This window comes from Haloarchaeobius caseinilyticus, assembly GCF_051207395.1.
Classification (GTDB): domain Archaea; phylum Halobacteriota; class Halobacteria; order Halobacteriales; family Natrialbaceae; genus Haloarchaeobius.
Genome location: NZ_JBPJZC010000004.1, coordinates 465,776 through 488,819, shown reverse-complemented (window position 1 = coordinate 488,819; position 23,044 = coordinate 465,776). Strand labels below are relative to the sequence as shown.

General features: G+C 58.6%; 24 protein-coding genes. 10 read left to right on the top strand and 14 right to left on the bottom strand.

What is annotated here, in order from left to right; all coding sequences use genetic code 11:
- From ACSC1P_RS19820 to ACSC1P_RS19790, 7 genes are all read right to left on the bottom strand, one after another.
- Positions 1–1,325 (bottom strand): DUF8186 domain-containing protein (locus tag ACSC1P_RS19820; protein WP_435361934.1); only part of this gene is annotated, 1,325 nt, incomplete at its 3' end.
- Between the two features lie 22 nt (positions 1,326–1,347).
- Positions 1,348–1,743, bottom strand: a complete 396-nt coding sequence (locus ACSC1P_RS19815) for a DUF7985 family protein (RefSeq protein ID WP_435361933.1) — start codon at positions 1,741–1,743, stop codon at positions 1,348–1,350.
- A 6-nt stretch (positions 1,744–1,749) separates the two neighbouring features.
- Positions 1,750–2,022, bottom strand: coding sequence for a hypothetical protein (locus ACSC1P_RS19810; protein WP_435361932.1), 273 nt, complete (start codon positions 2,020–2,022; stop codon positions 1,750–1,752).
- A 376-nt stretch (positions 2,023–2,398) separates the two neighbouring features.
- Positions 2,399–3,319, bottom strand: coding sequence for a hypothetical protein (locus ACSC1P_RS19805; protein WP_435361931.1), 921 nt, complete (start codon positions 3,317–3,319; stop codon positions 2,399–2,401).
- Positions 3,320–3,490: 171 nt separating this feature from the next.
- Positions 3,491–4,249, bottom strand: a complete 759-nt coding sequence (locus tag ACSC1P_RS19800) for a hypothetical protein (RefSeq protein WP_435361930.1) — start codon at positions 4,247–4,249, stop codon at positions 3,491–3,493.
- 348 nt (positions 4,250–4,597) lie between these two features.
- Positions 4,598–5,329, bottom strand: coding sequence for a hypothetical protein (locus ACSC1P_RS19795; protein WP_435361929.1), 732 nt, complete (start codon positions 5,327–5,329; stop codon positions 4,598–4,600).
- Between the two features lie 572 nt (positions 5,330–5,901).
- Positions 5,902–7,191, bottom strand: a complete 1,290-nt coding sequence (locus tag ACSC1P_RS19790) for a hypothetical protein (RefSeq protein ID WP_435361928.1) — start codon at positions 7,189–7,191, stop codon at positions 5,902–5,904.
- 3 nt (positions 7,192–7,194) lie between these two features.
- Here ACSC1P_RS19790 and ACSC1P_RS19785 point away from each other — a divergent pair, with 3 nt between their 5' ends.
- Together ACSC1P_RS19785 and ACSC1P_RS19780 are read left to right on the top strand one after the other, a co-directional pair.
- A complete protein-coding gene (locus ACSC1P_RS19785; RefSeq protein WP_435361927.1) occupies positions 7,195–8,181 on the top strand; it encodes a winged helix-turn-helix domain-containing protein in 987 nt (328 codons plus the stop codon).
- Between the two features lie 253 nt (positions 8,182–8,434).
- Positions 8,435–9,088 carry a hypothetical protein gene (locus ACSC1P_RS19780; RefSeq protein WP_435361926.1) on the top strand — a complete coding sequence of 218 codons (654 nt, stop codon included), beginning with the start codon at positions 8,435–8,437 and terminating at the stop codon, positions 9,086–9,088.
- A gap of 95 nt (positions 9,089–9,183) precedes the next feature.
- Here the strand turns inward: ACSC1P_RS19780 and ACSC1P_RS19775 are convergent, their stop codons facing one another.
- From ACSC1P_RS19775 to ACSC1P_RS19765, 3 genes are all read right to left on the bottom strand, one after another.
- Complete coding sequence (locus ACSC1P_RS19775; protein ID WP_435361925.1) at positions 9,184–9,342, bottom strand: hypothetical protein; 159 nt, start codon at positions 9,340–9,342, stop codon at positions 9,184–9,186.
- A 270-nt stretch (positions 9,343–9,612) separates the two neighbouring features.
- Positions 9,613–10,794 (bottom strand): cation:proton antiporter, encoded by a 1,182-nt coding sequence (locus ACSC1P_RS19770; protein ID WP_435361924.1) that lies wholly within the window; start codon positions 10,792–10,794, stop codon positions 9,613–9,615.
- Positions 10,795–11,528: 734 nt separating this feature from the next.
- Positions 11,529–11,771: a GNAT family N-acetyltransferase gene (locus tag ACSC1P_RS19765; RefSeq protein ID WP_435361943.1), complete on the bottom strand. Its 243-nt coding sequence runs from the start codon at positions 11,769–11,771 to the stop codon at positions 11,529–11,531.
- Positions 11,772–11,849: 78 nt separating this feature from the next.
- Here ACSC1P_RS19765 and ACSC1P_RS19760 point away from each other — a divergent pair, with 78 nt between their 5' ends.
- The 4 genes from ACSC1P_RS19760 to ACSC1P_RS19745 all read left to right on the top strand — a co-directional run bounded on the left by ACSC1P_RS19760 (position 11,850) and on the right by ACSC1P_RS19745 (position 14,203).
- Positions 11,850–12,050, top strand: coding sequence for a hypothetical protein (locus tag ACSC1P_RS19760; protein ID WP_435361923.1), 201 nt, complete (start codon positions 11,850–11,852; stop codon positions 12,048–12,050).
- Positions 12,051–12,140: 90 nt separating this feature from the next.
- Positions 12,141–12,515 carry a lamin tail domain-containing protein gene (locus ACSC1P_RS19755; protein WP_435361922.1) on the top strand — a complete coding sequence of 125 codons (375 nt, stop codon included), beginning with the start codon at positions 12,141–12,143 and terminating at the stop codon, positions 12,513–12,515.
- Between the two features lie 90 nt (positions 12,516–12,605).
- Positions 12,606–13,751, top strand: a complete 1,146-nt coding sequence (locus tag ACSC1P_RS19750; RefSeq protein WP_435361921.1) for an ATP-binding protein — start codon at positions 12,606–12,608, stop codon at positions 13,749–13,751.
- Positions 13,748–14,203 (top strand): DUF7311 family protein, encoded by a 456-nt coding sequence (locus ACSC1P_RS19745; RefSeq protein ID WP_435361920.1) that lies wholly within the window; start codon positions 13,748–13,750, stop codon positions 14,201–14,203. Before ACSC1P_RS19750 ends, ACSC1P_RS19745 begins: the two co-directional genes overlap by 4 nt.
- A gap of 20 nt (positions 14,204–14,223) precedes the next feature.
- On the opposite strand, the gene ACSC1P_RS19740 is transcribed toward ACSC1P_RS19745, so the two are convergent.
- Complete coding sequence (locus ACSC1P_RS19740; protein WP_435361919.1) at positions 14,224–14,613, bottom strand: hypothetical protein; 390 nt, start codon at positions 14,611–14,613, stop codon at positions 14,224–14,226.
- A 1,268-nt stretch (positions 14,614–15,881) separates the two neighbouring features.
- Here ACSC1P_RS19740 and ACSC1P_RS19735 point away from each other — a divergent pair.
- Complete coding sequence (locus ACSC1P_RS19735) at positions 15,882–17,171, top strand: Cdc6/Cdc18 family protein (protein ID WP_435361918.1); 1,290 nt, start codon at positions 15,882–15,884, stop codon at positions 17,169–17,171.
- 318 nt (positions 17,172–17,489) lie between these two features.
- Here the strand turns inward: ACSC1P_RS19735 and ACSC1P_RS19730 are convergent, their stop codons facing one another.
- Positions 17,490–18,848: a cytochrome P450 gene (locus tag ACSC1P_RS19730; RefSeq protein WP_435361917.1), complete on the bottom strand. Its 1,359-nt coding sequence runs from the start codon at positions 18,846–18,848 to the stop codon at positions 17,490–17,492.
- A 151-nt stretch (positions 18,849–18,999) separates the two neighbouring features.
- Between ACSC1P_RS19730 and ACSC1P_RS19725 the strand changes: the two genes are divergently transcribed.
- Positions 19,000–19,161, top strand: a complete 162-nt coding sequence (locus ACSC1P_RS19725; RefSeq protein ID WP_435361916.1) for a hypothetical protein — start codon at positions 19,000–19,002, stop codon at positions 19,159–19,161.
- A gap of 89 nt (positions 19,162–19,250) precedes the next feature.
- Here ACSC1P_RS19725 and ACSC1P_RS19720 read toward each other — a convergent pair whose 3' ends face one another.
- Complete coding sequence (locus ACSC1P_RS19720) at positions 19,251–20,105, bottom strand: alpha/beta fold hydrolase (RefSeq protein ID WP_435361915.1); 855 nt, start codon at positions 20,103–20,105, stop codon at positions 19,251–19,253.
- Positions 20,106–20,516: 411 nt separating this feature from the next.
- On the opposite strand from ACSC1P_RS19720, the gene ACSC1P_RS19715 reads away from it, so the two are divergent.
- Both ACSC1P_RS19715 and ACSC1P_RS19710 read left to right on the top strand, forming a co-directional pair.
- Positions 20,517–20,879, top strand: coding sequence for a hypothetical protein (locus ACSC1P_RS19715; RefSeq protein ID WP_435361914.1), 363 nt, complete (start codon positions 20,517–20,519; stop codon positions 20,877–20,879).
- Between the two features lie 217 nt (positions 20,880–21,096).
- Positions 21,097–22,146: an alpha/beta fold hydrolase gene (locus tag ACSC1P_RS19710; protein WP_435361913.1), complete on the top strand. Its 1,050-nt coding sequence runs from the start codon at positions 21,097–21,099 to the stop codon at positions 22,144–22,146.
- 375 nt (positions 22,147–22,521) lie between these two features.
- Here ACSC1P_RS19710 and ACSC1P_RS19705 read toward each other — a convergent pair whose 3' ends face one another.
- Positions 22,522–22,938, bottom strand: a complete 417-nt coding sequence (locus ACSC1P_RS19705; protein ID WP_435361912.1) for a universal stress protein — start codon at positions 22,936–22,938, stop codon at positions 22,522–22,524.
- Positions 22,939–23,044: the final 106 nt, after the last annotated feature.

Here is a 23,044-nt window from a genome sequence, read left to right as displayed (position 1 = left end):
TCAGTCTCCTCGATAACGTCGATAGTGAGGTTGCTCTCGCGTATCTGTCGCTCCGAACCTGCAGGAGGTTCGACGATAGTGGCGTTCACGCCGCGGACGATACCGGCGACGTGGATGGCAGAGCGGTCGACGTCCGGTGACCGAACGGCGAGCCCGTAGGAGGTAGTGTACGACTGCTCGACGACTTCGATGTTGATGTTCTCACCGAGCGTGCTGGCCGGCGTCGACCGGCTGATGCCCCACACTTCGAGTATCTCTGGGCCGTCGCGAACGGGTTCGGCTCGCGGGCCGATGCGCGATGGGTACGCGTGAACGTACACGGGGATGGCGTCAGACTCAATCTCGGTCGACCCGGTCGTTGACGACTGGACGAGTGTGTCCCAGTCAGTGTCTCGTGCGGTGTAGAACCGCCAGACACCACGGACCCGAGTTTCCCCGTCAGCGGAGAGGGTGTACCCTTGCCACGGACGTGTCTGGAACATCGACACCCCGGTGTCGCCGTTCGGGTACTCCGCGTAGTGCGGGTACGCTTCGAGGTCGTACACCTCGACATCGAGCGAGTCGGAGACTGTGAGCGTCTCGTCGCGATAGGTTACCGTCCGGTTCGTCTGGTTGCCGTCTTCGACCGTCGTGGCGTTCTGGAGTCGGACGCTGATGTCCGCCTCAAGTGTGAGCGTAGTGCGCCGGTCGTTGTCAAGTTGGTAGTCGAGGACTGGCGAGTGGTTCCCGGCTGTTCGAGCGATGACTGTTCCATCCTCGACGAGGCGAACCTCGTCGATTTCGTGGCTTTGTAGCGACCACTCGATGGTCGTGTTGTTCGTACTGCCGTCGCTCGGGACGCGAACCCGATAGTCGATGAAGCCACGAAACGTCCCATCTGGCGCGATATAGAGAGGTGTCTGCCCTTCCTCTATATGGCCTCTCGTCGACGGGTGAACAGCGAACACGCTCGCATGGGCGTCTTCGATGAAGAGGCCGTCGTCGAGGCTCACACTCGGTGGATGGACGGACGTGTCAGCGTCACCAGGGGCGAGATCTGTGAAGTCGTGGCTAGTCCACGTCGCCGCCGTGTGCGGTGGCCGCTTGAACGTGATGTCCGTGCCGTTCGCGAGTTCGTGAATCGCCGTTCGGGGTTCACCGTACCGTCGCTGGTACTCCTCCTCGGAGATGTAGTCGTCGGCGTCGCGAGACCAGAGCGTCGCGGACTCGTTCTCGGTGAGTCCGTTCTCTTCGGTCCCAGGTCTCGGCGGCGTCCCCGTGACGCTACCCATCACGACCGTCGTCAGGAGGACGATGGCGACCAGAACGGCGGTGTTTCGCTGCATATGGCTGCGGTGCTGGACCTGTTCACCACGGCGTGAGGTTTACGCAGTCTGCGAGCGGAAGACCCATCATCGAGCCGGCGACGGTGTACAGCGGGCCAAGTACCAAGAGGACGAGCGCGGACTTCATCGCCGAGCGCTTGTGCCGCTTGAGGTCCTTCTTCTGTTCTGGGTTGAGCGTGAATATCTCGACCAGCGAATCGGCCTGCCAGACGACGGCGAGGCCGACGATGCCCAGGCCAGTCGTAAGTTGGAAAAAGCCCTCAATCATCGTCGGAAGTTTGTCCGCGTTACAGACCGCGTTCTGTGCGGCTGCGGGTTGGACAGCGACGAGGCTCAGGAGGAGCGTGCTGAAGAGGAGTTTTCGAATAAGTGGTGTGGTTACATTCGATTCTGCGTCGTGGATTTCGATTTGTGTCATGGAGTTTTAGCGCTGGCTGGTCGTCTCAATGTTGCTAGCTTCCTCTTCGACGAGCTCTTCGAGGTCGTCGATGTTGCTGGTCGCCGTTACGATTTCTTCGAGACTGTGACCCTGTTCTCGGGCCTGATTCAGGATGTCTCGCAACTCGTGTGGGCCGGTGCCCCGAATATTCATCTCCTCACGCAGCGCCTGCCTGTAGAGCGCAGATCCGTTGATGTGGGCGTTCCACATCAAGTAGAGCGAATCGATGTCTTCGATGGTTACTGACCGTTTTATCATGTGTTTTGGTGTGGTGTTACGCAGTTTTAATCCACACTTATATGCAGTGATACCATCACCAGTTATAAATGCATTTTTAAAATTTTAACTAAAAATATTCTCTGGTTGGTGCGAATCTATTATCTATCTAAATTGTAACTCTACTTCCCGTTCGTCTATCATGTGAGGTCAAAAATGAACAGGACCTCGTTTCTCAATCTGGCTTATCTAGACAGTTCTCTTCGTTCGGGTCTGGCCCCAATCCGAGCAGTTGAGCCGGAAACCACTCCAACTGCTTGGCCGGGGACGCTCCGCGTCCTCCGATAGTACTCGGGTATGGGAGCATCCGTCCAGAGCAGCTATCTGGCGAGGAACCGTTCTCCGTTAGAGGTTCGTCTCACTCCACGGGGTACCCGTGCCGCTCGAGTTCTGCCCTCGCTATCTGTCGTTTCGACTCATCTTCGTGGTGTTCCGCGACGCTTCTGAGGGTCTGACGAGCCTCCTCAGACTCGATATGCTGGCCGAGCAGGTCAGCTGCGAGCTGGGCCCATTCGTCGTCTTCGTACCAGACCGGAAGCCAGTGCTGTGCCGCCCCGATACCACGCTCGTCGTCGACCTCACGAAGTGCAATCAGCAGTTCCCGACTTAGCCAGTCAACACGGTCTGCTACCCCCGATAGCTTGTACTCGATATGGTCGTACTCCGAGAGTGCCGTTTCGAGGAACTCTGGAAGCGGGTCGTTCTCCTCGATGTACTCGCGCATCTTCGGCAAGTCGACGTTCTCGAACATGAACGCTCGCAGGTCTTCTTCCGTCCGCGATACTTCGTACTCGTCCAACGACCCGGTCTCTCTGTAGACGGAAAGCATCTCCTCGGCATCGTCGCGCAACCGACGAAGGATGATGGGCCGACGAAGATAGATCGGCGGGTCATCCTCGTCCTCTATCTGATCCAGTTCGACTGTCACCCAGTCGACTATTGCCTGAGAAAGGTTCTCTTGATTAACCAGTACCGACTTCTCTTGATCCAGATTGATAGGAGCTAATCTTTCGACATCCACACCGAGACCAACATAGTCGTCGTCCTCAGGGTACAACCCATCATTGTTAATCTGAATGAGTCCAAGTCGTGCTCGATCGTCCTCAGCAGTTGTTACAAGGACGGCCTCCAGACTCGCTTCGTACACAGTGAATTTAGCCAGTATGGAATCCTTTCCCATCAACAATCGGGGGACAGCATCGAGAGAGAGTCGTTCACCGTAGACTGACTCATCTACCCACCCTCTGAATTCGAACGACTCCCTGCCCCTGTCTGTCACGGTCAGAAACCCGTAATCTTCGCTGTGAAGGTCTTCACGACGCATTTCGATTTTCCTACGATTGCTCCCTTCTCGCACCGATATTGTGTAATTTGCTAACATTTTTAGCACTCTGGTACTGTTTATAAGCCAGTTTGAGAAGTCAAATAGTCTTGGAGTTAGTGATTCATGCTACCCCTCCCAGTCGAACCGGTCGCTAATCTGGTCGGGCATCACTTCGACCAAATCGAAGTGTCGATTGATGATACTCCACGTTCCAAAGAGGCTTGAGCCGAATTCGTAGTCTTGAATTTCACACTCTCCATCAATACAGCTGAAAGCGTTCCGTACCCTTTCCCGGTTCTTTTCACCGAGTTCTGTCACCTGAAACCACAGATCTGTCTCCGTGTGTATTTTCACCGCGATGCTGTCGGGATCGTTCCTTGCGTCTGGACGGCGATAGAACATCTCGACTCGGAAAGGGGAATATTGCGGAGTACCCACCACATCCCCTGCTTTTAGCAATTTGTATTGGTCTGTTTTGTCTTGACCAATCGTGACTACATCATCGGGTAGGATGAATTCGGTCCGTCCATCCGTTTCGACGCTGTATACGACACTGGAGAGGTCTTCAGAGAGTACAGATTCGAGGAACGATTTGATTTCGTGCGCGTCGAAACCCTCGTCCGATTCGATTTTTTTCGTTCGGTGTGTTTTTTCAGGGTTGCCTTTGTCTATATCTCCGATCTCTACCCCATCCGCGTAGACGATCACCCTTGCTCTAATCGAGGTCGGTGTATAGATCGATTCGAGGCAGACGAACACACGTTCGAGTGTCGATAGAAATCGCTCTCGATGACGTGAGATGGAGTCTGCCTCTCCATCGAGATGCAGGTTCCAAACTCCTTCAAAATCATGAATTGCCCCAACGTAAGCTGAATTTTCAGTCATGGATTATCACATTCGGATAAACTCCGACTTGGACCTGTTCACTGGACTCATGGATTATTGATTGACTGCGTTCGCTATATCTGTACTGAGTCGCTTCGAAGTGCACGTTAGCAAGATTTTGACGCTCAACCCAACCAGTAACAAACCCTTGGTCTATTTGTGCTTCATGTACTTTCCCATCATGGACCGAAATCTGTCAATATCGACTGGTTGGCAATTTTAACGCCTGCTCCCCAGCCAATTTTCAACTTGTCCCTTTCTATCCTTGAGAGATGCACCGAAAACGTGCTCCACCACGGCAGTCGGTTTGGCACGTACCCTCGTCCGTGGAATACAAATCAGCCAACGCTATTCGAGGTCGACCAGTGCGTCTTGAGCGATAGATTCAGCGGTCTCGAAGTCAGCAGCGCCGTCGGCGACGCTCTCGACGAATGCCCTGGCCTGGTGGTCATGGAGGTTGGCAATCAAGTAATCAAGTGCGAGAAGTTTCTGGTCCGCTGAACCGGTGTGGACGAGTGGCGCGACGGCGTCTATGGCACGCGCGTCGGGATACTCAGTGAGGACCTCGAGGACGTGGTCGACGACGCCGGGGTGTTTCGAGGAGCCCGTCGCGGACGAGATCGCAGCAACGACGCGGTCCACGTCCGCGTCGCTCTCGAACATCTCCCTGATGACTGCTTCGAACAGGTAGTGGCGGTCGCCGTAGCTGGGAATCTCGTAGTAGGGGAGGCGCTCGAAGTCTCGGTCGTGGAAGAGATACGCGCGGAACGCGTCCACGCCAGGGAACTGCGGGTCGTCTGGCCCCGGAGCTTCGGCCTCGTAGTATGCAAGCGTGGGGTAACGGGAGCGAGTGTCGTCGATGCTGGGGCCGCCCGTCCAGGGAGCGAGCGGCTGGAGGTACGGGGTCGTTTCGATGTCGACCATGGCGCTGCCGTCGCCACCGAACCATCCGTCGACGACGTCGAACGACTCGTATAGCGCGTCGAACAGCTCCACGAGTCGCTGTCGGTTCCGATAGCCGACAGCCGAATCCTCGAACCATACTTGCAGGCTCGTCCGGATCGAGACCTCGATGTACACGTCCTCTGCCGACGCCTGTGACTCAGCCGGACCGGGGGTGTCGCGGTGGACGAGCGAGATGTCGACTGTGGAGGGGGCGAAATCCAACGGTGGTCCAGCCGAATGCCAGAGGTCGTCTTTGGACGAGACCTCGGGTTCGACTCGATATGCGCGCGCACCCCGGAAACGCTCGTCGCCAGCGCACACGTAATCGTCGAACGACGGCGTCCAGACACGGACGGCCGCGTCGGCCGACACTCCACACAGATAGCGGTCGTCCGACGCGCGGTCCGAACGATGGGTTTCTAGAGATCGTATCACGTCGACGAGTCCATCTCCTGTTGCGTCCAGTTCTCCCGACTCGACCACTCGCTCGCCATTCCCCTTGCTGGGACGGACATCACCGCCAGCAGTTTGCATCTGGAGGTCATACGACGATGGCCGGAACAGTCGCGGTGGAGCTTCGAATAGGGTTTCGCAGGCCGCCAGGAGTTCGGCCTCAAGGCCCGCAGCGGTCGTGGCCTCGGCACGCATGCGAAACGTCCAGCCGTTCCGGTCGCCGCCGCTTACTCCGGCGACGAAGTCACGGTTACTCATCCTGCGAGACACATTCCCTGACATCCAGTTCTCGATGTTGGAGTTGTTCCCCAACCCTCGTATGCGTTCTGGGACGGGACCGTGATACTGGACGTACGGTCTAGCGACACCTCGAAGCTGTCCTCACCGGACGTGAAATGGACCGTGTCGATACTCACAGTATCCTGCTCCGCGACCCATTCCTGGACCGCTCTCTGTGCGTCTGCTCGGTCGACGGAGCCGCTCGGTTTCCAGTTGATTTCGACGACGCGTTCCCCGCCACTGTCGATTTCCGAGGCGATCTCACTGAACTTGTCCTGCGCACTACTGAGCTTCTCGTTGAGGTTCTCCTGGAGGTTGTCAGAGGTGAGTCTGTCGCGGACGTTCTTCGCTTCGATGTACTCTGTCGGACCGTCGGTCCGTCGGACCGCGTAGTCGATGTCCTTGAGCGTCTCCGAGTCCGGGAACTCGACGACGACTTCGCGCACGTTGCTCTGCCTTGCATAGGCTGCCACACGCTCCGCCTCGTACGCGACGTCAGCGAACTCATCAGCTGGACTAGCATCGGCAACCCGCTTCATCAGATATTCGGGTCGCTGGACGTTCCCCTGTTCGCGAATCGTCTCGAGGTCGTCGGTGTACCGGTTCAACAACCGGGTATCGACTTGGTCGTTGTTATAGAGTTTTGCCAGGTTGATCGCGAACTTGGTTGCGGTCCGGTCCTCGAACGTATCGAACCACGACTTGTACCGGCTGTTCCAGATGGTTTCGAAGCGAGCGAGTCCATCATCGGAGAGCGAGACAAGTTCTTCGAGGGTGTTCGTCGAGAGGAGCTCTCCGTCCGCGTCGGTGACCATTCTCGCTGCCCGCGAGCCACCTATGTCCGACGCGAACGCCGTGTACTCTGCTGTCGTCGTGTCGGAACGCTTGATACTCCCGAAGAGATCGTACACGTTCCCGCCGTACGCTGCGACGAACCGGATACTGTCCTCGCCACCAGATTGGCTACAATTGGGATGGTTCCGGGGTATCTGTCGTTCTGCGCTGCCAGCTTCCGCACCGACGGCCAGCCACGAATCGTCAGTTCTCTCCTCGTCGTTCCGGCCCTGGTCTACGCCACGATGCTGGCACAGGCCGTTCTGTTCGTCCAGTTCGGGTTGTTCTCGGCGTCGACGATGGCGTGGTCGGCGTTCGCTATCAGCAGTGCCCAGGCCGTGGCCCATCTGTTCATCGGCTATACTCTCCGGGTCGGCGCTTCCTCTGACGAACGCGAGGCCCCAGCCGCCGACGTATCCCTCGGGTGACAATCCATGGCTGACACAGGTCCAGTCGAGTCCCCGCTTGCGGCAGCCTCAGGAGCCGCTGGTCCGCACGCGCCCGAGGCGTTTGCCCTCCTCGGAAACGAGACCCGGCTGTCGATTCTCCTTGCACTGTGGGAGGAGTACGACCCGAAAGCGACCGACAACGGCGTGCCGTTCTCTCGTATTTTCGAGCGCATCGACCACGACGACCGAGGCAACGTCAGCTATCACCTCTCGAAACTCACGGGCCAGTTCGTCCAACAGCAGACGGACCGTGGGGGGTACGAGCTCCGAGAGACGGGGTTGAAACTCGTCCGTGCAGTCATCGCTGGTGCGGGTGTGCAGGACGTTGAACTCGAGCGCACCGAGATCGACCAAGCGTGTCCGTTCTGCGACGCCCCGACGACGGTCAGTTACCACGACGGTGTCGTGCTTCACACCTGTACCGACTGCGACGGCACCGGCCCGGCGCAGACTGACACGGAGGGATTCTTGGATGCGGTTCCGTTCGACCCGGCCGGGCTGGCTGAACGGACGCCCGAGGAGATTCGAGCAGCGTCGACTGTCGCGGCCCTTCGGCAGGTACAGAGCTTGTTCGAGGGTCTCTGTCTCGCCTGTTCCGGGCCAGTCGAGGGGTGGCTGGAGTGCTGTTCGAATCACGATTCGACCGGCATCTGCGACCACTGTGGCACGACGTTCGCCGTCTGGGCTCACTTCCGGTGTCGAGTCTGCAAGAACCACAGCACCACCTCGCCGAAGAGTCTTGCACTGTTTCATCCGGCCGTCATCGCGTTCTACGAGGACCACGACGTCTCGACGCGGATTCGGGCCGACGACTACGAAAGCGTGCGGCGAGTGTTCGATCTCATGGACGACCACGTGATGGACCCCGTCTCACAGGACCCACCCTTGGTCGCGGTCAGGACAGTCCAAGACGGAGACGACGTCTGCCTGACGTTCGACGAGGCGGCGACCGTCGTGGACGTTCGTCGTTGAGTCTCGGAGCCGTCGGCTACCGTGTCTCGGTTCTCACCCATCGGTGGGGACAGCCGCGATTCCTCAGCTGTCAACCAGACTATTGCAATGTCCTGCAAATGAGATTTATTGTCACTCCTCCCTTTTCCTGTTCCGTCGATCTCCGGCCCGATCGACGGAGCGTGAGTCCGTATGAGACGACCAACGACTGAGTCACACGACGCATCGCCGCGCAAGCTACCGACCGAAGACGACGTTTCAGGGGTGACCGTCGATGCCGACGCGTAACGGGCCGATACGCCTGTTCGAACGGTGGGGTCCGACGACGTTCGTCGTCGGTGCTGTCGGGATACTCATCACCACGGTCGTTGGAGGGCTGGACGTGGCTGCACTCGTACAGACCCCGGCGTGGCTACACATGGGGCCGCTCCTGTTCGGTCTTTGGTTCGTGTTCGTCGGCCTCATCGGGTTTGCTGCCCGCGTCACCGACTCTGCACCTCGACTGTCGCTCGGCGGCCTGCTGACGAGTGGAATCGGGTGGGTTGCGCTGACCGTAGGTTTGACGGCGGCGGTCGTCGTCGACCTCACGTCCGAGCGGACGTTTATCGAACCGGGGAGTTGGGCACCGCCGCTGTTGGCAGGTGCGTTCGTCCTCGCCCTGCTGAGTTTCCTGCTCCTCGGCAGCGCCGCTGTGCGGGCGGCAAGTCCCTCGCGTACCGTCGGCCTCCTGTTACTGGTCCCGGTTGCAGCCTTCTTCGGAGAGGCCGTGTTACTGCTCTCGAAGATTCTGACGGGCACCGCCAGTGGGGTACTTCAGTTAGCCCTGAGTGGGCTCATCGGAGTCGTGTTGCTCGTGGTCGGCTACCGTCTTCGCGGTGGACCCGACTCGGCCGTTGCGGCGAAGTCGCAGTCCGATACGGTTGCCTGAAAATCGTCCAACTACCGGGTGAGAGCAGTATCGACGGAATCGTAGGCGCGAAAACAGACGAGAAAGACGCCTCGTGTTTCTGTTCACGAAGGGAGTCAGTGTATCGTCGACTCACCCGCTGTCGTCGTGCTGTCGGTCGAGGTTCCCTCGGTCCGGAGTGAACGGCCGATAGCCAGCATGGCCAGGGCCACTGCGCTCACGATGACGAATCCGACTTCGGGCGGGGTTGGGCCGGTACCCAGTATCGCCGGCACATCGAACGACCCACACATTGCGGGGACCGAACATCGACCAGTCGAAGAACACGTGAAGACGCTCGGCGCCGGTGCATCTTGGGGCGATACCCGCTTGCGGGAGCGGGAGCACCACCCCACCCTACCTGCTCACTCCGCTCGCTTGTCGAGGAATGAACCTTAGCGCCACAGTTCGGGTATTTATCGGTCATCGGGGGTATCACAATGGATACGGCTTCGATTCGTCCGCTGTCCCCCCCGCTTCGACTGGCTGGCTCCTGTCGATATCGGCTATCGCGGTCTCTCCGGGAGTAGTCGCCTGAGGAGCGGGGGTGTCATCGCCGATGTCACGACAGCGACCACCAGTACCACGGTGTACATTCGAGGCGACAGGATACCCATCTCTAGTCCGACCGACGCGATGACGATCTCGATGGCACCACGGGCGTTCAGCCCAACCCCCATCCCAACCGCCTCCGTCCGGTCGTATCCGAGCCACGACGCCGCGAGGTACACGCCACCAATCTTTCCGACGGTCGCGATGACCAGTGTCGTCGTCCCGACCACAGCCACGACAGGATCGAACAGCAGGCCAAGGTCGGCGTTCAGCCCGGCGACGCCGAAGAAAACTGGCGCGAACACGCCGAGAGTCATTTGTTCGAACAGTGTCTGAGCCGTCTCGGGGACCCCACCGGCTCGTGCGACCAGGAGCCCTACCACGAACGCCCCCAGTGCCGGTTCGAGGCCGACAGCGTACGCGAGTGCACTCCCACCCACCGCCGCGGAGACTACCACGACGAGGTGGCCACGGGCGTCGTCTTCGGGGAGTCGGACGAGGACTGCATCGACAATGCGCTGCCCGAGGAAGACGGCCCCGAGCAGGAAGCCGACGAGCGTGAGCACCACAGTGACGACACCCGGGACGTCGAGTCGGCCACTGCGGACCAGTCCAACCACTACGCTCAACAACAGCCACCCCACTACGTCGGTGTACATTGCCGTCGCGACCATCCGCTGGCCGAACGGGCTGGTATAGCTGTCCAGATCGATCAGGATTCGAACGATTACTGGGATCGCAGAGATACACACCGACGTCGCGAGAAACAGGGCGAACACTAACCGCGGTACCTCACCCGTCAGCAAGGAGATCGGAATGACCAACCCGAACCCGAGGCCGAGGACGAACGGTGAGGCGAGTCCAGCGGAGCCGATGACGACCACGTCGCGAGCGTACGACCAGACGAGGTCTAGGTCGGTCTCGAGACCGGCCAGCGTGAGGAGTAAAACCAGTCCGAATAGCGAGAGCTCGCTCAACAGTGGCGACGCGACTGCCGGCGCGAACAGGTCGTAGACCGGTGGCACCAGGCGACCGAACACCGACGGTCCCAGGACGAATCCGGTGGCGAGTTCACCGACGACGCGGGTGAACCCGAGTCGCTCGGTTACCGTCCCGAGCACCCGTGCGACGCTCATCAGCAGTGCTACGAGAACGAAGAGCTGCACCGCAGTATCGAATGGGTTGGCCGACGACATCACGGACGCTTGTTCCGATGAGCAAACGTTCGCTGACTGAATAGGCTCTTTGAACACGTCTCCAGGTACCTACTCAGAACGACTGCAGTAGATTCGTCTCCCAATCGTCGAAACCTCCTCTATCTCCTCGTCGTCGCATTAGAAATCGTCACGCAGTGGCTGAACGCCCGCACCGGGAGGCGAGTTCGACAGCGAGAAACCGTAGCCCGACCTTGCGCGGTCGCTGAATCGGAAAGATGTCCCCATGTGTTTTTTGCACAGATATTGAGAGAACTTAGCTCGACTACTGAGCAGTTGAGAAGATTCGTGATCGGATACGTTCATGTTTCGGGTGACATAGTGGATGCACATCTGTGAAGAAATTCGAGTACGAAAAATTGGGTGGGTGGGCCAGTGTTGGTCATGGAGAGGGAGGCGAGGGGGAACCAGGTTCTCGTCCTGTGAGACACCTCCCCCCTGATGGAAGAAAACCCATGCTACGAACGTAACCCAACACGATGACAGGTAATGCTTGTGACGGAAGTTTCTGAGAACCTCGCGGGCCTGACACCAGCGACCAAGACCATCGCAGATGTCTAAGAAAAATCATCGAGAAAACGATTGAAAATCAACGCGTGTAGGTTGACGGTCTCAGAGGTACGTAATCATCAGATTTCCTCCTCGATAGCGTACCCTCACTTCTCGTAATTTCGGTTCTGATAGTATCGATGGACACCTACTTTCTCTCGTGACGACGCGAGTATGACGTATTCACACCCTCTTTCGTCAGCCCACTGTTCTACGAACTCAACGAATAGCGTGCCATATCCTTCCGCTCTGTGAGATTCATCGACCACGAGATCATAGAGCCACCCAAGCGTCGACAAGACGCTTTCAGCCGCTCGCACCAATTGGTCGCGGAGTACGCGAACTCGTATTCGTCCAGGGACTCGTTCCTCACCACATTTCGCCCAGCCTGAAGGAATCCATATTCAGGTTGCAGTCCTACTGGAAGCATGAGCTACCAGTCCAGAGGCTTGCGCGAACCGCCGGCGACGGGGATACTCCTCGGTCTGCTGTTCTTCTTCCTCGCGCTGGGAATCTCGCTCGTCGTCGAAGTGCTTGCCTTCGGGCAGGTTTCGCGTGGTGGTGCCGTCGCCGCCGGAGCCATCCTCGGAAGTTTGTTCGGCATCGTCGTGTACTGGATTACGAAGTGACGGTGGACCTCACGTATTCCAGTCAGACTGCTGTGAGCTAGCTCTACCCCTATCGTCGTCGGTGCCCTATCTGTACCGAGGGAGAGTTTGATGCCGAAAACCGAGAAGGAACACGAACAGGTCCATCACAGTTCGCTCGCACTCGACGAGATTCACGACGACCCGATGGGCCGAGACAGGAAGCACCTCGACGAGGAGTACGTGATCTTCGAAAACACTGGAACGACACCTCTCGACCTCTCCGGTTGGACGGTCGAGAACGAAGCCGGTGACGAGTACCAGTTCCCAGACGGAACCGAGTTGGCTGCAGGGGCACATCTCACCCTACACTCTGGTTGGGGGACAGACACGGCCGCCGAACACTACTGGTGTTCCGACGACCCGGTGTGGGGGAATCTGGGCGACACCATCTTCGTTAGGGATGCAGCTGGTGTACTCCGACTGCGAGAATCGTTCGACGAGTGAGTCCACTGAAATAGTCGTCGACAATCAGTCCTCGACCGAGTTCTGTTTTCGCCTCACTATTGAAGTAAGAGAACGCGGCCAGACGTGTCCGTGAGTTTCGTACTCGGCCGGGGACCGGACAAAGACACGACGGCGAAGCCGGCAGGCGAGTTCGGCTCGTTCAGAGCGCTCGATGGGAGCAACGGGGCACCACTGTACATCGACTTCGATGGACCACACGCCGTTCTCGTCGTCGGAAAACGAGGCTACGGCAAATCGTACACGCTGGGCGTCCTCGCAGAGTCGTTGGCACAGGTAGTGGGAGTTGCACCCGTCGTCCTCGACCCGATGGGTGTGTTCGGAACGCTTGCCGGTTCGGGGGAGACACGGGCGACAGTGCCCGGTAAGCGAGTCCCGGCGACAGTCATCGAGAGGCCGACTATTTCACCAGGCGTGCTCGACCCGCGTTCGTGGTGTGCATTGCTCGGACTCTCACCAGAGAGTGGCACAGGTGCGCTCGTGTGGCAGGCCGCCCAGGAGTCGTCGACACTCGCCGAGATGCAAGAGCACATCGTGAGTATCGACGCACCGAGGACTGACATCCGGGCAGCGAGCAACCACCTCTCGCTTGCCGACGCCTGGGACGTCTTCGACCCGGCTGGCTTGACCGCCCGTGACCTCGCCGCGCACGGCGTGACAGTCCTCGACCTGTCTGGACTCGATGCGGCCCCGATGAACGCGGTCGCCCGGGGTGTCGCCGAGGCACTCTACCGAGGACGAGTCGACGAGCGTATCGACCGCCTCCCGTGGCTGCTGGTCGACGAGGCGCACACGTTCTTCGATGGTGTCGCAGCCCCAGCGCTCGAGACGATTCTCACGCGTGGGCGTGCACCTGGTGTGAGTCTCGTGCTGGCGACTCAACGGCCCAACGCACTTTCGCCCGTCGCGGTGTCGCAGTCGGATATCGTCGTCTCGCATCGACTGACTTCACGAGCGGACATCGAGGCGCTCGAACGAGCGAGACCGACGTACATGGACGAGTCACTCGCGGCCCAGTTGCCGACTGCACCGGAAGAGGTAGTGGTCGTCGACGACGCGACCGAGACGGTCCACACTGTGACGGTCCGTCGACGACACACCCCACACGGTGGAGGGAGTCCAAGTGCGAGTTTGGTACGCACGAACGGTGTTGGTGACTCTGGTGATTCTGACAATTCTGGCGACTCTGGCGACGAACTGCGGACGATGCCACCGTGATTCGTGTCGTTCTCGCGGTCGTACTTTCGCTCGCACTGGTTGCAGTCGCAGTGCCTGCAGTGGACGATGCCGCGAAGACGAGGAGTGAACGAGTCGGTGAGCATGCAGCATTGGACATCGCGAAAGCTGCGTCAGAACTCGCGACCAGTGAGGACGCACCACCTGTGGATTTAGACGGTCCGTCACGGACGGTGACAGTGGCCTTCCCGTCGAAATCGATACTCTCTGTTCGGCTCTCGACATTCACGGTTCGTCGGGTCAGTGGCGGAAGAAGTGTCCTGTCGGTCGGGGTGCGAGGAAGACCAGTCCGAACCGTCGTTGTGGCTGTCCCAATCGTGAGCGAGGAGAACGAATTAGTCGAACTGAGTGGCCGGACTGGGGTACAGGAGTTTCGGCTCGAACTCTGTCGAGAGCCGGCGGGCGAGGTAGTCGTCGTCCTCACGGTTCTCTGAGAGAGTGGTCGCCAGCCGATTCATCGGTCAGACTCACGGTCTGTGCCTACCGGGGCGATGTACTCGTTCTTCCACGCGTCCCCATCCCGCCACTGCCAGTAGTAGTACCGATACCCGGGCTTCGTCTCTTTCACGGTGATGTATGCCCCGGTCGACGGAACGTCGTCGTACTCGGCTGTGTCAGTCGAAATGCCTCTTTTTTCGAGCGCAACGAGAGCTGCATCGCCGATCTCCTCACTCGCTCGTTGCCGGGCGAACTCCCCATCGCGCTGCTCCCGCTTCCAGACCGCGAGCGACTTCGCGTACGCGGCGATATCTTCCAGCGTCGACGGCGACTGTCGTTCTAACGGGTCTCGGGCGTAGGAAGGTACGTCGGGAGGAGACGGTTTCTCCGGAGGTTGCTTGCTCATAGTTACCCCACGTTCGGAATGTATCTGAATGTGTGGGGTAACTCTCACCTCTCGTGAGTGGAACGGTCTGTAGTGCTATATTCGTGTCAGAGCTCTCTATCGGTATATACGGTACTACCTACTCCCCTAGCGGATTGTTGTGACGTCCCAACATTCGTCTTGTTTCGGAGACCAACCCCCACCCCTTGTTCAGAGTGAAAACGACTTCGACCGAGATTAGTACACAATCCGGTGTCGAGACTGCGTAGGTTCACGACGGTGGTCGATCTGCGTAGTCACCACGTACGACTACACAGGATTTGACGGTAGTTCCAAACCGAATTGTAGTCGGGCACCCCCAGTGTGGTCAAGCACCCACACCCCTCGTTCAGAGTGAAACGAGTCACAGACGTACGAAGGGGTTTAGAGAGCTATCCAACTCCAACGAGAGTCACGAAGCTATACGGAGAGATATAGACGGAAATCCACCTGAACGTGGGGAAAAGCCGGGTCTGGACCCCCACCCCTCGTGCAGACTGAAAAGTGACGGAGAGTGAAAGGGTCTTCCAGTCGTGGGGGAACTCGATTCGCTCGTTAGCCAGAGGTGGATCGTGGCTCGATTGGACGTCGTAAGACGAGATCGTGGGAGACTAGTCGAGTAGAAGCTGAGCGGTGACCGTCGGGGCAGAGGAAAGTCGGGGAATTGGGAGGTCGGAATAGTGGGGGTAGTGGGGGACACCCACCCCCCGTTCAGAGTGAAACGGACCACGAACAGGGGGGTGGGGACGCCTGTAACCACCGAATTCACCTGTTATGATATCTGTCTCCTTCTTCTTACTAGCTATTGCTAGACTAGAGCTAGTAACTAGTATAGATGTGGCAAGAACAACTTATACCCAAAGATTTAATCGTATCAAAAGTCCTCACCACTGCTAGCTCACAGTCACTCTCTAGTCTAGTTTCGTGAACGAAATAAGTAGTCTAAGACGATAGTACCGCAGCTTTCGGCCGTTTTCACTCTGAACAGGGGGACCCACCCCCCCGATTGACCTCACCCCCCACCCCCTTCGGACGCGTTTTCACTCTGAACGAGGGGTGGGTGTGTGTCAGACGACTCACCGCGTCATCGACATCGATCTGACGGCCGACGTGCCATCACTCTGAATCCGGCTCTTCGTCCGCTAAGCGGCTGTATCGTACTGTACAACCGAGAGGGAGAGTGATAGCCGGAATTATCAGTCTGAAATGGGTCCCTTAGTTTTATTATCTAGTACTTCCACGTGGGGACTATGCCGAACCAGACGGAGGGGGACCCGCTCTTTCAGGACCAAGATCCGGTGTTCGCCCGGAAAGAGCTCCTGCACGTGGGCCACGTCCCCGAGGAAGAGCGCATCGTCGGCCGCGACGACGAGATTCAGGCCGTCGCGAACGAGGTGGGTGCGATCACCCGTGGTGACCCCCCGAACAACGTGATGATTTACGGGAAGACCGGGACGGGGAAGAGTCTCATCTCTCGCCACGTCGCCACTCGTGCAAGGAACGCGGGGCAATCGAACGAGGTGGCCTGCGACGTGCTCTATATCGACTGTTCCGAGGCGAATACGGAGACACGGGCGACACGCCAGTTGGCGCTCACACTCAAAGAGCACACCGACTACGAGCGTGAGATTCCACTTCGGGGCGTGGGGACGATGGAGTATTATCAGCACGTCTGGAACATCCTGGAAGAGCACTTCGACGCCGCCATCGTCATTCTCGACGAGATCGACAAACTCGACAACAGCAATATTCTGATGCAACTCTCGCGTGCCCGTGAGGCACAAAAGACCGACGTGTACCTCGGGGTCATCGGCATCAGCAACAAAGTGCAGTACAAGGAGAACCTCGACGAGCGGATCGAGTCGAGCTTCGGCCACCGTGAACTGTTCTTCCATCCCTACGACGCGGCACAGTTGCGCGAGATTATGGAGAACCGGCGTGACGCTTTCCAGCCCGAAGTTCTCTCCGATGGAACCATCGAACTCTGTGCGGCACTCGCCGCGAAGAAACACGGCGACGCCCGCAAGGCGATAGAGATTCTCAAAGAAGCCGGTGAACTCGCTCGGCGACAGAGCGACATTCCGGTCACTGAAGAACACATCAACGATGCACAGGAGGTCGCCGAAGTCAACCGCATCGAGGAACTCACGAGCGGGGCTACCGCCCACGCGAAACTCGCACTCTACGCACTCGCGAGTCGAATCATCACGGGCGACCGGTCGACGTACAAGACGCGAGAAATCTACGAGCGATATGTCGGAATCTGTGACGTCGTCGCCGTCGACCCGGTCACCGAGAACGGTCTCTACCGACAACTGAAGGAACAGGCGTTCCTCGGTGTCATCGAGTCCGAGAAGACTGGTGGTGGTCGGTCACAGGGAAGCTATCTCCTGCATCGACTCGTCACCGACCCGAAGCACATCATCAAAGCGGTCCGGCGAGACGCGTCGCTCGAAGAGTTACCGACCCACTCACAACTCGAGAAGTATGGCGGCGGGACCCAGCCACGGGACGCCGACCTCTCGTCGTTCTCGAACTGAATCGTACTCGTCGCTCATCCGTCTGTTTCACTCTGAACGAGGGGTGTCTGTCCCCACCAACCGTCTATCCCGGTGTGGGCGTCACTGCAAGCTTGAAGACGCTGCTTCTGACCGGCGAGGACTCCCGCAGAAACGGAGCTGGATACGGCAACAAAAACCGCAACTTTCGACAGACACACACCCCTCGTGCAGAGTGAAAGCCAAACCTGTTAGAGGTCCCATTCAGGTCGAAGAACCACCGGAGACTCCCCACAGCGTCTAGACGGACTCCCCGTTCAGAGTGAAAAACCACAGTGGTCACTGAACGCTCGCCAGTGGTCAGTCGGCGACCGTCACCGTCGCCGGAACGCCTGCGCCCGGTCGTAACGTCGGAGTGGCACGCAGGTCGTCGAGCCCGTTCTCCGGGACCGAGATATCGAACTCCTCCGTGAGTCGTGCGAGGACGAGACGCGCTCCAGAGAGCGAGAATTGGCGACCGATGCAGGCGTGTGGGCCGCTGGAGAAGGAGAAGTACGCAGGTACCGACTGCGGCGACTGGTCGAGCCAGCGGTCGGGATCGAACGTGTGCGGGTCGTCGAAGTAGCGCCGGTCACGGTGAACTGCCCACTGCGGCATGACGACTGCCGACCCATCTGGCACACGGTAGTCCCCGAGACGGACGTCGCCGTTCGCCCGTCTGAACACAGCCCAGGCAGCAGGGTACAACCGGAGTGTCTCGTCGAACACACGACCGGTGTACGAGAGCTGTCCCGCGTGACGGTATCTCGGTTCGTCGGCCCCCAGTACTGACGATGCCTCCGCTCGCACTCGGTCACGCACATCGGCGTGCCACGAAAGGAGGCTCAGCGCGTAGGTCAGGCTGAGTGCCGTGGTCTCGTGTCCGGCGATGAGAAACGTGGCGACCTCGTCGCGGATCTGATTCGGGGCGAACTCCACGTCGGGGGCAGACTCTGCCTCGATGAGCACCGAGAGCATGTCGCCGGCATCGCCATCTGCTCCGGCCGCCATCGCAGCCCGTCGTCGCTCGATGAGTTCTTCGGCCAACTCTCTGATACCTTCGGCAGCATCGCGAAACTCTCGTGATACTCGCGTCGGCACCCACGCGGGGAGGACTGCGCTCAGGCCGAACTCGAACTCGTCGCCGGCGACTTGCATCCACTCGGAGAACTGTTCGGCCCGGTCGAGACCGATGTCCTCGCCGAGGAGGATCTCCGATGCGACCCTGACCGTGAGCGCTGTCATCTCGAAGTGGAGGTTGGTCTCGAAGCCCGCACCATCGGCTGCGTCGATTTTCTCGTGCCACTCCCGACACAACGTCTCGACGCGTTCACCGACGGTATCGGCGTACGCCCGCACCTGCTCACCGGAGAACGCCGAGCTGACGAGCCCTCGCTGTTGGCGCCAGAGTTGTCCTTCGCTCTGGACCAACCCCTGTTCTGCGATGAGCGACGCCGGTTTCTGTGCGGGGACCCGTCGGAAGTCCGCCGGTCGAGCGAGGGCTTCGTGCACGAGGTCGGGGTTCGTCACCTGCACGATGGGTGGCCGACCCGGAATCGGGATGCCGACGATGTCCGAGAACCGGGACTGCATCGCCTCGATGAACCGGAACGTATCCGTCCCGAACCGAGCGGCGTTGACGATACCGGCGTCCGACGGTCTCGGGAGTGGCTGTGGCATGGTCGGGACTACGGCCTCGTCTGTATATAGCCCCGGATGCCGGTCGTCTCTTCCGCGACGTCGACGCGAGCCCCACCGATACTCACGACCACTTTCACTTCCACTCTGCCCTTGGCTCACCTTTTGTACCCCTCGGGGCTTCGGTCGAGATATGACGCCGACAGACGAGGAGATCAAGAACGCGATCGAAACCGCCACGAGTGCCGTAGAGACCGGTGAAGCAGACGCGCTGGAGCGGAGCGGGCTTCGGTTGGTCAACCTCGCACGGCGAAAGCGGCGTGAGACCCGTATCGACAGGGCAGAGGCAGAATAATCCCGAAAACCCACTGTTGCGGGAGAAAGTGACGAGGGAGAAATCGAGACCTCCTGGAGTTGCCTCGTCCCGATTCGAGTTCGGTGTGACTATTTCGTGTTCGCGACCGACGCTGCCCACTCTTCTGAGAGCCCACGGACGAAGGTTTCGACGACGACGTTGAACGACTCGGGAGCGTCCTGGTTCACGAGGTGCGCCGCGTCCTCGACGACCGTGTGGGTTCCGTTGTCGACCATCTCGGCGAGTTGGCGACCTTGTCGCCTGACCAATCTCGCTTCGTGTTCGCCGTGAACGACGCGAACCGGCGTCGTGACGTCTGAGAGTTCGGGTGGCTCGAACTCGTATAGCGCCATGAATATTTTCCTGAACTCGTCGGTCGGAATCTCTCCGGCCGAGTCGATTGCCTGTTTCCGGACCGTTGGCTCTATCGACAGCCACCGACTGCCGGTCATCAACTGTATCCCGTTCAGGAACGAGACGAAGGTGGCTTTCGAGCCCATCGTCGCGAGCGAAAGGTTGAGCGTCGAAAGCATCGACACTCGTGGCTTCATCCACGGTTCGAGCTCGACTGGGGGCATCGACCGGACTGCACCCGCGACGATTGCACCGGCTGCTCGGTCTGGGTAGCGGTCGAGGAACTCTTGAACGACCATCGACCCAAGCGAGAGGCCACAGATAAAGGGCTGTTCGACGTCTAACTCGTCGAGAAGTCGATCGAGGTCGTCGACGAAGAGGTCGACGGAGTACCGGTCGACGTCGCTCTCACCAGTACGACCGTGACCACGAACGTCGTACGTGATGACTCGGAAATCGTCGGCGAAGTACTCGACCTGCTCGCGCCATGCGTCCGCGTTACTCCAACCGCCATGGATGAACACGAGGGGCGGTCCCTGTCCGCGTTCGTCGTACCAGTGTGTCGCCTCGTCTAATTGTACCGTGGACATTGAGTAATCGAACGAGTGGGGCCTACGTCAATCTCGGGCTTGCGTACTCTCGGGGTCGCCCTGATGCGAAAGTAATGTCAGAAAAATAATTATGGGCTGTCTTCGTCGTTCCGTCGAGCTACCCGGTCAGATTTGATTCTAAAACGAGCTACGAGACACTGGTAGAAGCGACCGATACTTGCGGCGAAGCCCTCGAAATGTGGCACTAGGAACACGTACGGAGAGATTGAAAATCAGACAACCGATTCGGTGACCGTGTTCGACGACGACTCTGTATCGGCGATTCAGGATATACCGTTGACGAGTATTCATTGTATATATGACAAATTCGCGTCGTAAAATTTCCACGTCCATATGAAGTCTGTGAGTGTTAACCAGTTCACTATCCACTGTCACAGCAGACCTTCAGATATGTCGAATAGGAACGCTGGCAATCGGGGAATCCCCTCTCCAATTCTCAGCCTGTTCATCTCGCGCCCGCGGATTCAGATACTCTGTACGTTCATCGATTCTCCAACAGATGAGTTCACCATCACGGTCTTGGGTGAACTGAACGGCTTCGACAACGACACTGTCGCCGACCACATAACCGACCTCCTCGCGTTCGGCGTCATCGAAGAAGTTCCCTCGGACGACCCTACACAGATCACGTATCGGTTCGACGCCGAGACAGACCTCGCGAAGGTACTGTTACAACTCGACGAAACCGTGTTCGAGACGGTCATGGAGTGTACCGACACGGATGGAAGGACGAGCACACGAACGTATTCGTAGCCGACCGTCGAGGTCCGAACCATCACCGCCTGAGTTTTACCTAGTCTGCCAGTAAGTATTGCTGGTCAGTGTAACTGTTCAGTAATACTATCGACTGCACAAGACGACGGCCAACATCGTCCACTGAAAAAACGAACCGAACCGTTCTCACGACGCTTCCACTCATCCCTTCGATATCCGGCTTAACAGATACGGAGACGCATCCCAAATACCTAGTATGGCGTTCAGTTCACTCCGTACTTGGTCCGCGTCGACGAAGCAACGAAACACTTCCCGGAGTCGCGCCACCACAGCCGAGGTCACTAACAGCGAGGTGGTGTACGCCGAGAACAAACTCAGACTGCGCCGATACGAGCCCCGGACCGAGCAGCAGCATGCGACTCCGATTCTGCTCGTCTACGCGGTCATCAATCGACCGACAGTGTTCGACTTCGAACCCGACCGAAGTGTGGTCAGGCAGTTTCTCGACCACGGGTTCGACGTGTACGTACTCGACTGGGGAGAACCGTCTCGACTGGACAGAACCCTCGGCCTCGGAGACTTCGTTGCCAGATACCTCGCCAACTGTGTCGAGCACATCTGTGCGCAGACGGGCGTCGACGCTGTCCACATCTTCGGGTACTGTTCAGGTGCGACACTGGGAGCTATCTACGCCGCGTTGTATCCGGAGCGGGTCCGAACGCTTGGGCTGCTGGCACCAGTGTTGAACTTCGACGCGGAGGGGGGAATCTTCGATTTCGGGGATGTCGAGGCGTATTACCACCCCGAGAAGGTGGTCGAAACGAACGGGAACGCACCGGGCTCACTGCTCGCGTTCGAGTTCACTCTCGTCGACCCGCTGGAGTACTACCTCCTGCGGTATCTCCGGCTCGCGGCAAACGTCGACGACGACGAGTACGTCGACCGGTTCCTTCGGCGCGTTCACTGGGGTGCTGACAGCGTGGACGTCGCGGGGGAACTGTACAAGCAGTTCCTCGTAGACCTGGTGCGCGAAAACAAACTCGTCGAGGGTCGGTTGACCGTCGCCGGTCGCACGGTCGACCTCTCGAATCTAGAGATGCCCGTCCTCACCGTCGTCGGTACGGCGGACCAGTTCGTTCCTGCTGCAGCCAGTCTCCCGTTCGTCTCCGCGATACCGAGTTCGGACACGGCGCTCATCGAGTTCCCAACTGACCACATCGGTCTCTCGACGGGTGAACGAGCACACGAAGAGCTTTGGCCACAATTGTGTGCGTGGTTCGCCGAACGCTCAGAGAGCATCGACTAATCTGGCTCTGAGTCCTGCAAAAATAGCACAACATTCTGTCCTTTCTTATCTCGAATGCCTCACTGGGGACCAGGAAACCACCATGTCGAGTAGTGGTGTCGTATATAAATAAAACAGAACAGAGATTATTAACCAACCAACTAATTTCGAATATATGGCTCTAAAGCTGGGAGTAAATACGAATGCAAAATTACCTCGAAAACAAAAATGGTATCTAGATTCTATTTCAACACCCCCCGACGAATTCATCGATACTATCTGAATTTTCGGCTCGTGACCCACAGCTATTTTTCAAACACACAATATTGTCTCACTCTCGATGTGGCCAGTCGCGAGTCGAGTGTTGCCACTCGAGTCACCACTGACGACGGTCTTTCAATCTTGGACGCTGGTGACGACCACCGGTCTCGACGACCGGAGCAGTACCGACTGGGTCGTGCTCCCGAACAGTGCCTTCCCGACGGGGGAGCGCTTTCGGCCTGCGATAACTATCTGGTCGGCATCGATATCCGCGGCAGCATCGAGGATGCCTTCTTCGACGGGACTGTATATCTCGCGCTTCTCGACGGTGATGCCGTCAGATTCGAGTTCGCGCCGGACTGCGATGACGGCCTCGCTCTCTTCCGGTGGGAGAGACTCGTCCGTTGGTCCCTTCGAATCGTCCTCCTCGGTGTAGGAGTGCACGATCGTCGCTGCCACCTCGCGCTCGGCGGCCGGGAGTTCCGCGACGTAGTTCGCCTGCGTGCGCGCGCTGTCGACGTCGGTACCTACCGCTATCAGTATCCGATACATACCTTGCGCTAGTCGTCTACCCACATCGAATCCGGGGTCGGTTCCAAATATTGCCTCGACGTGGACTGCCCACACCGAACGTTTAACCCACAGACTTCGCATGGTA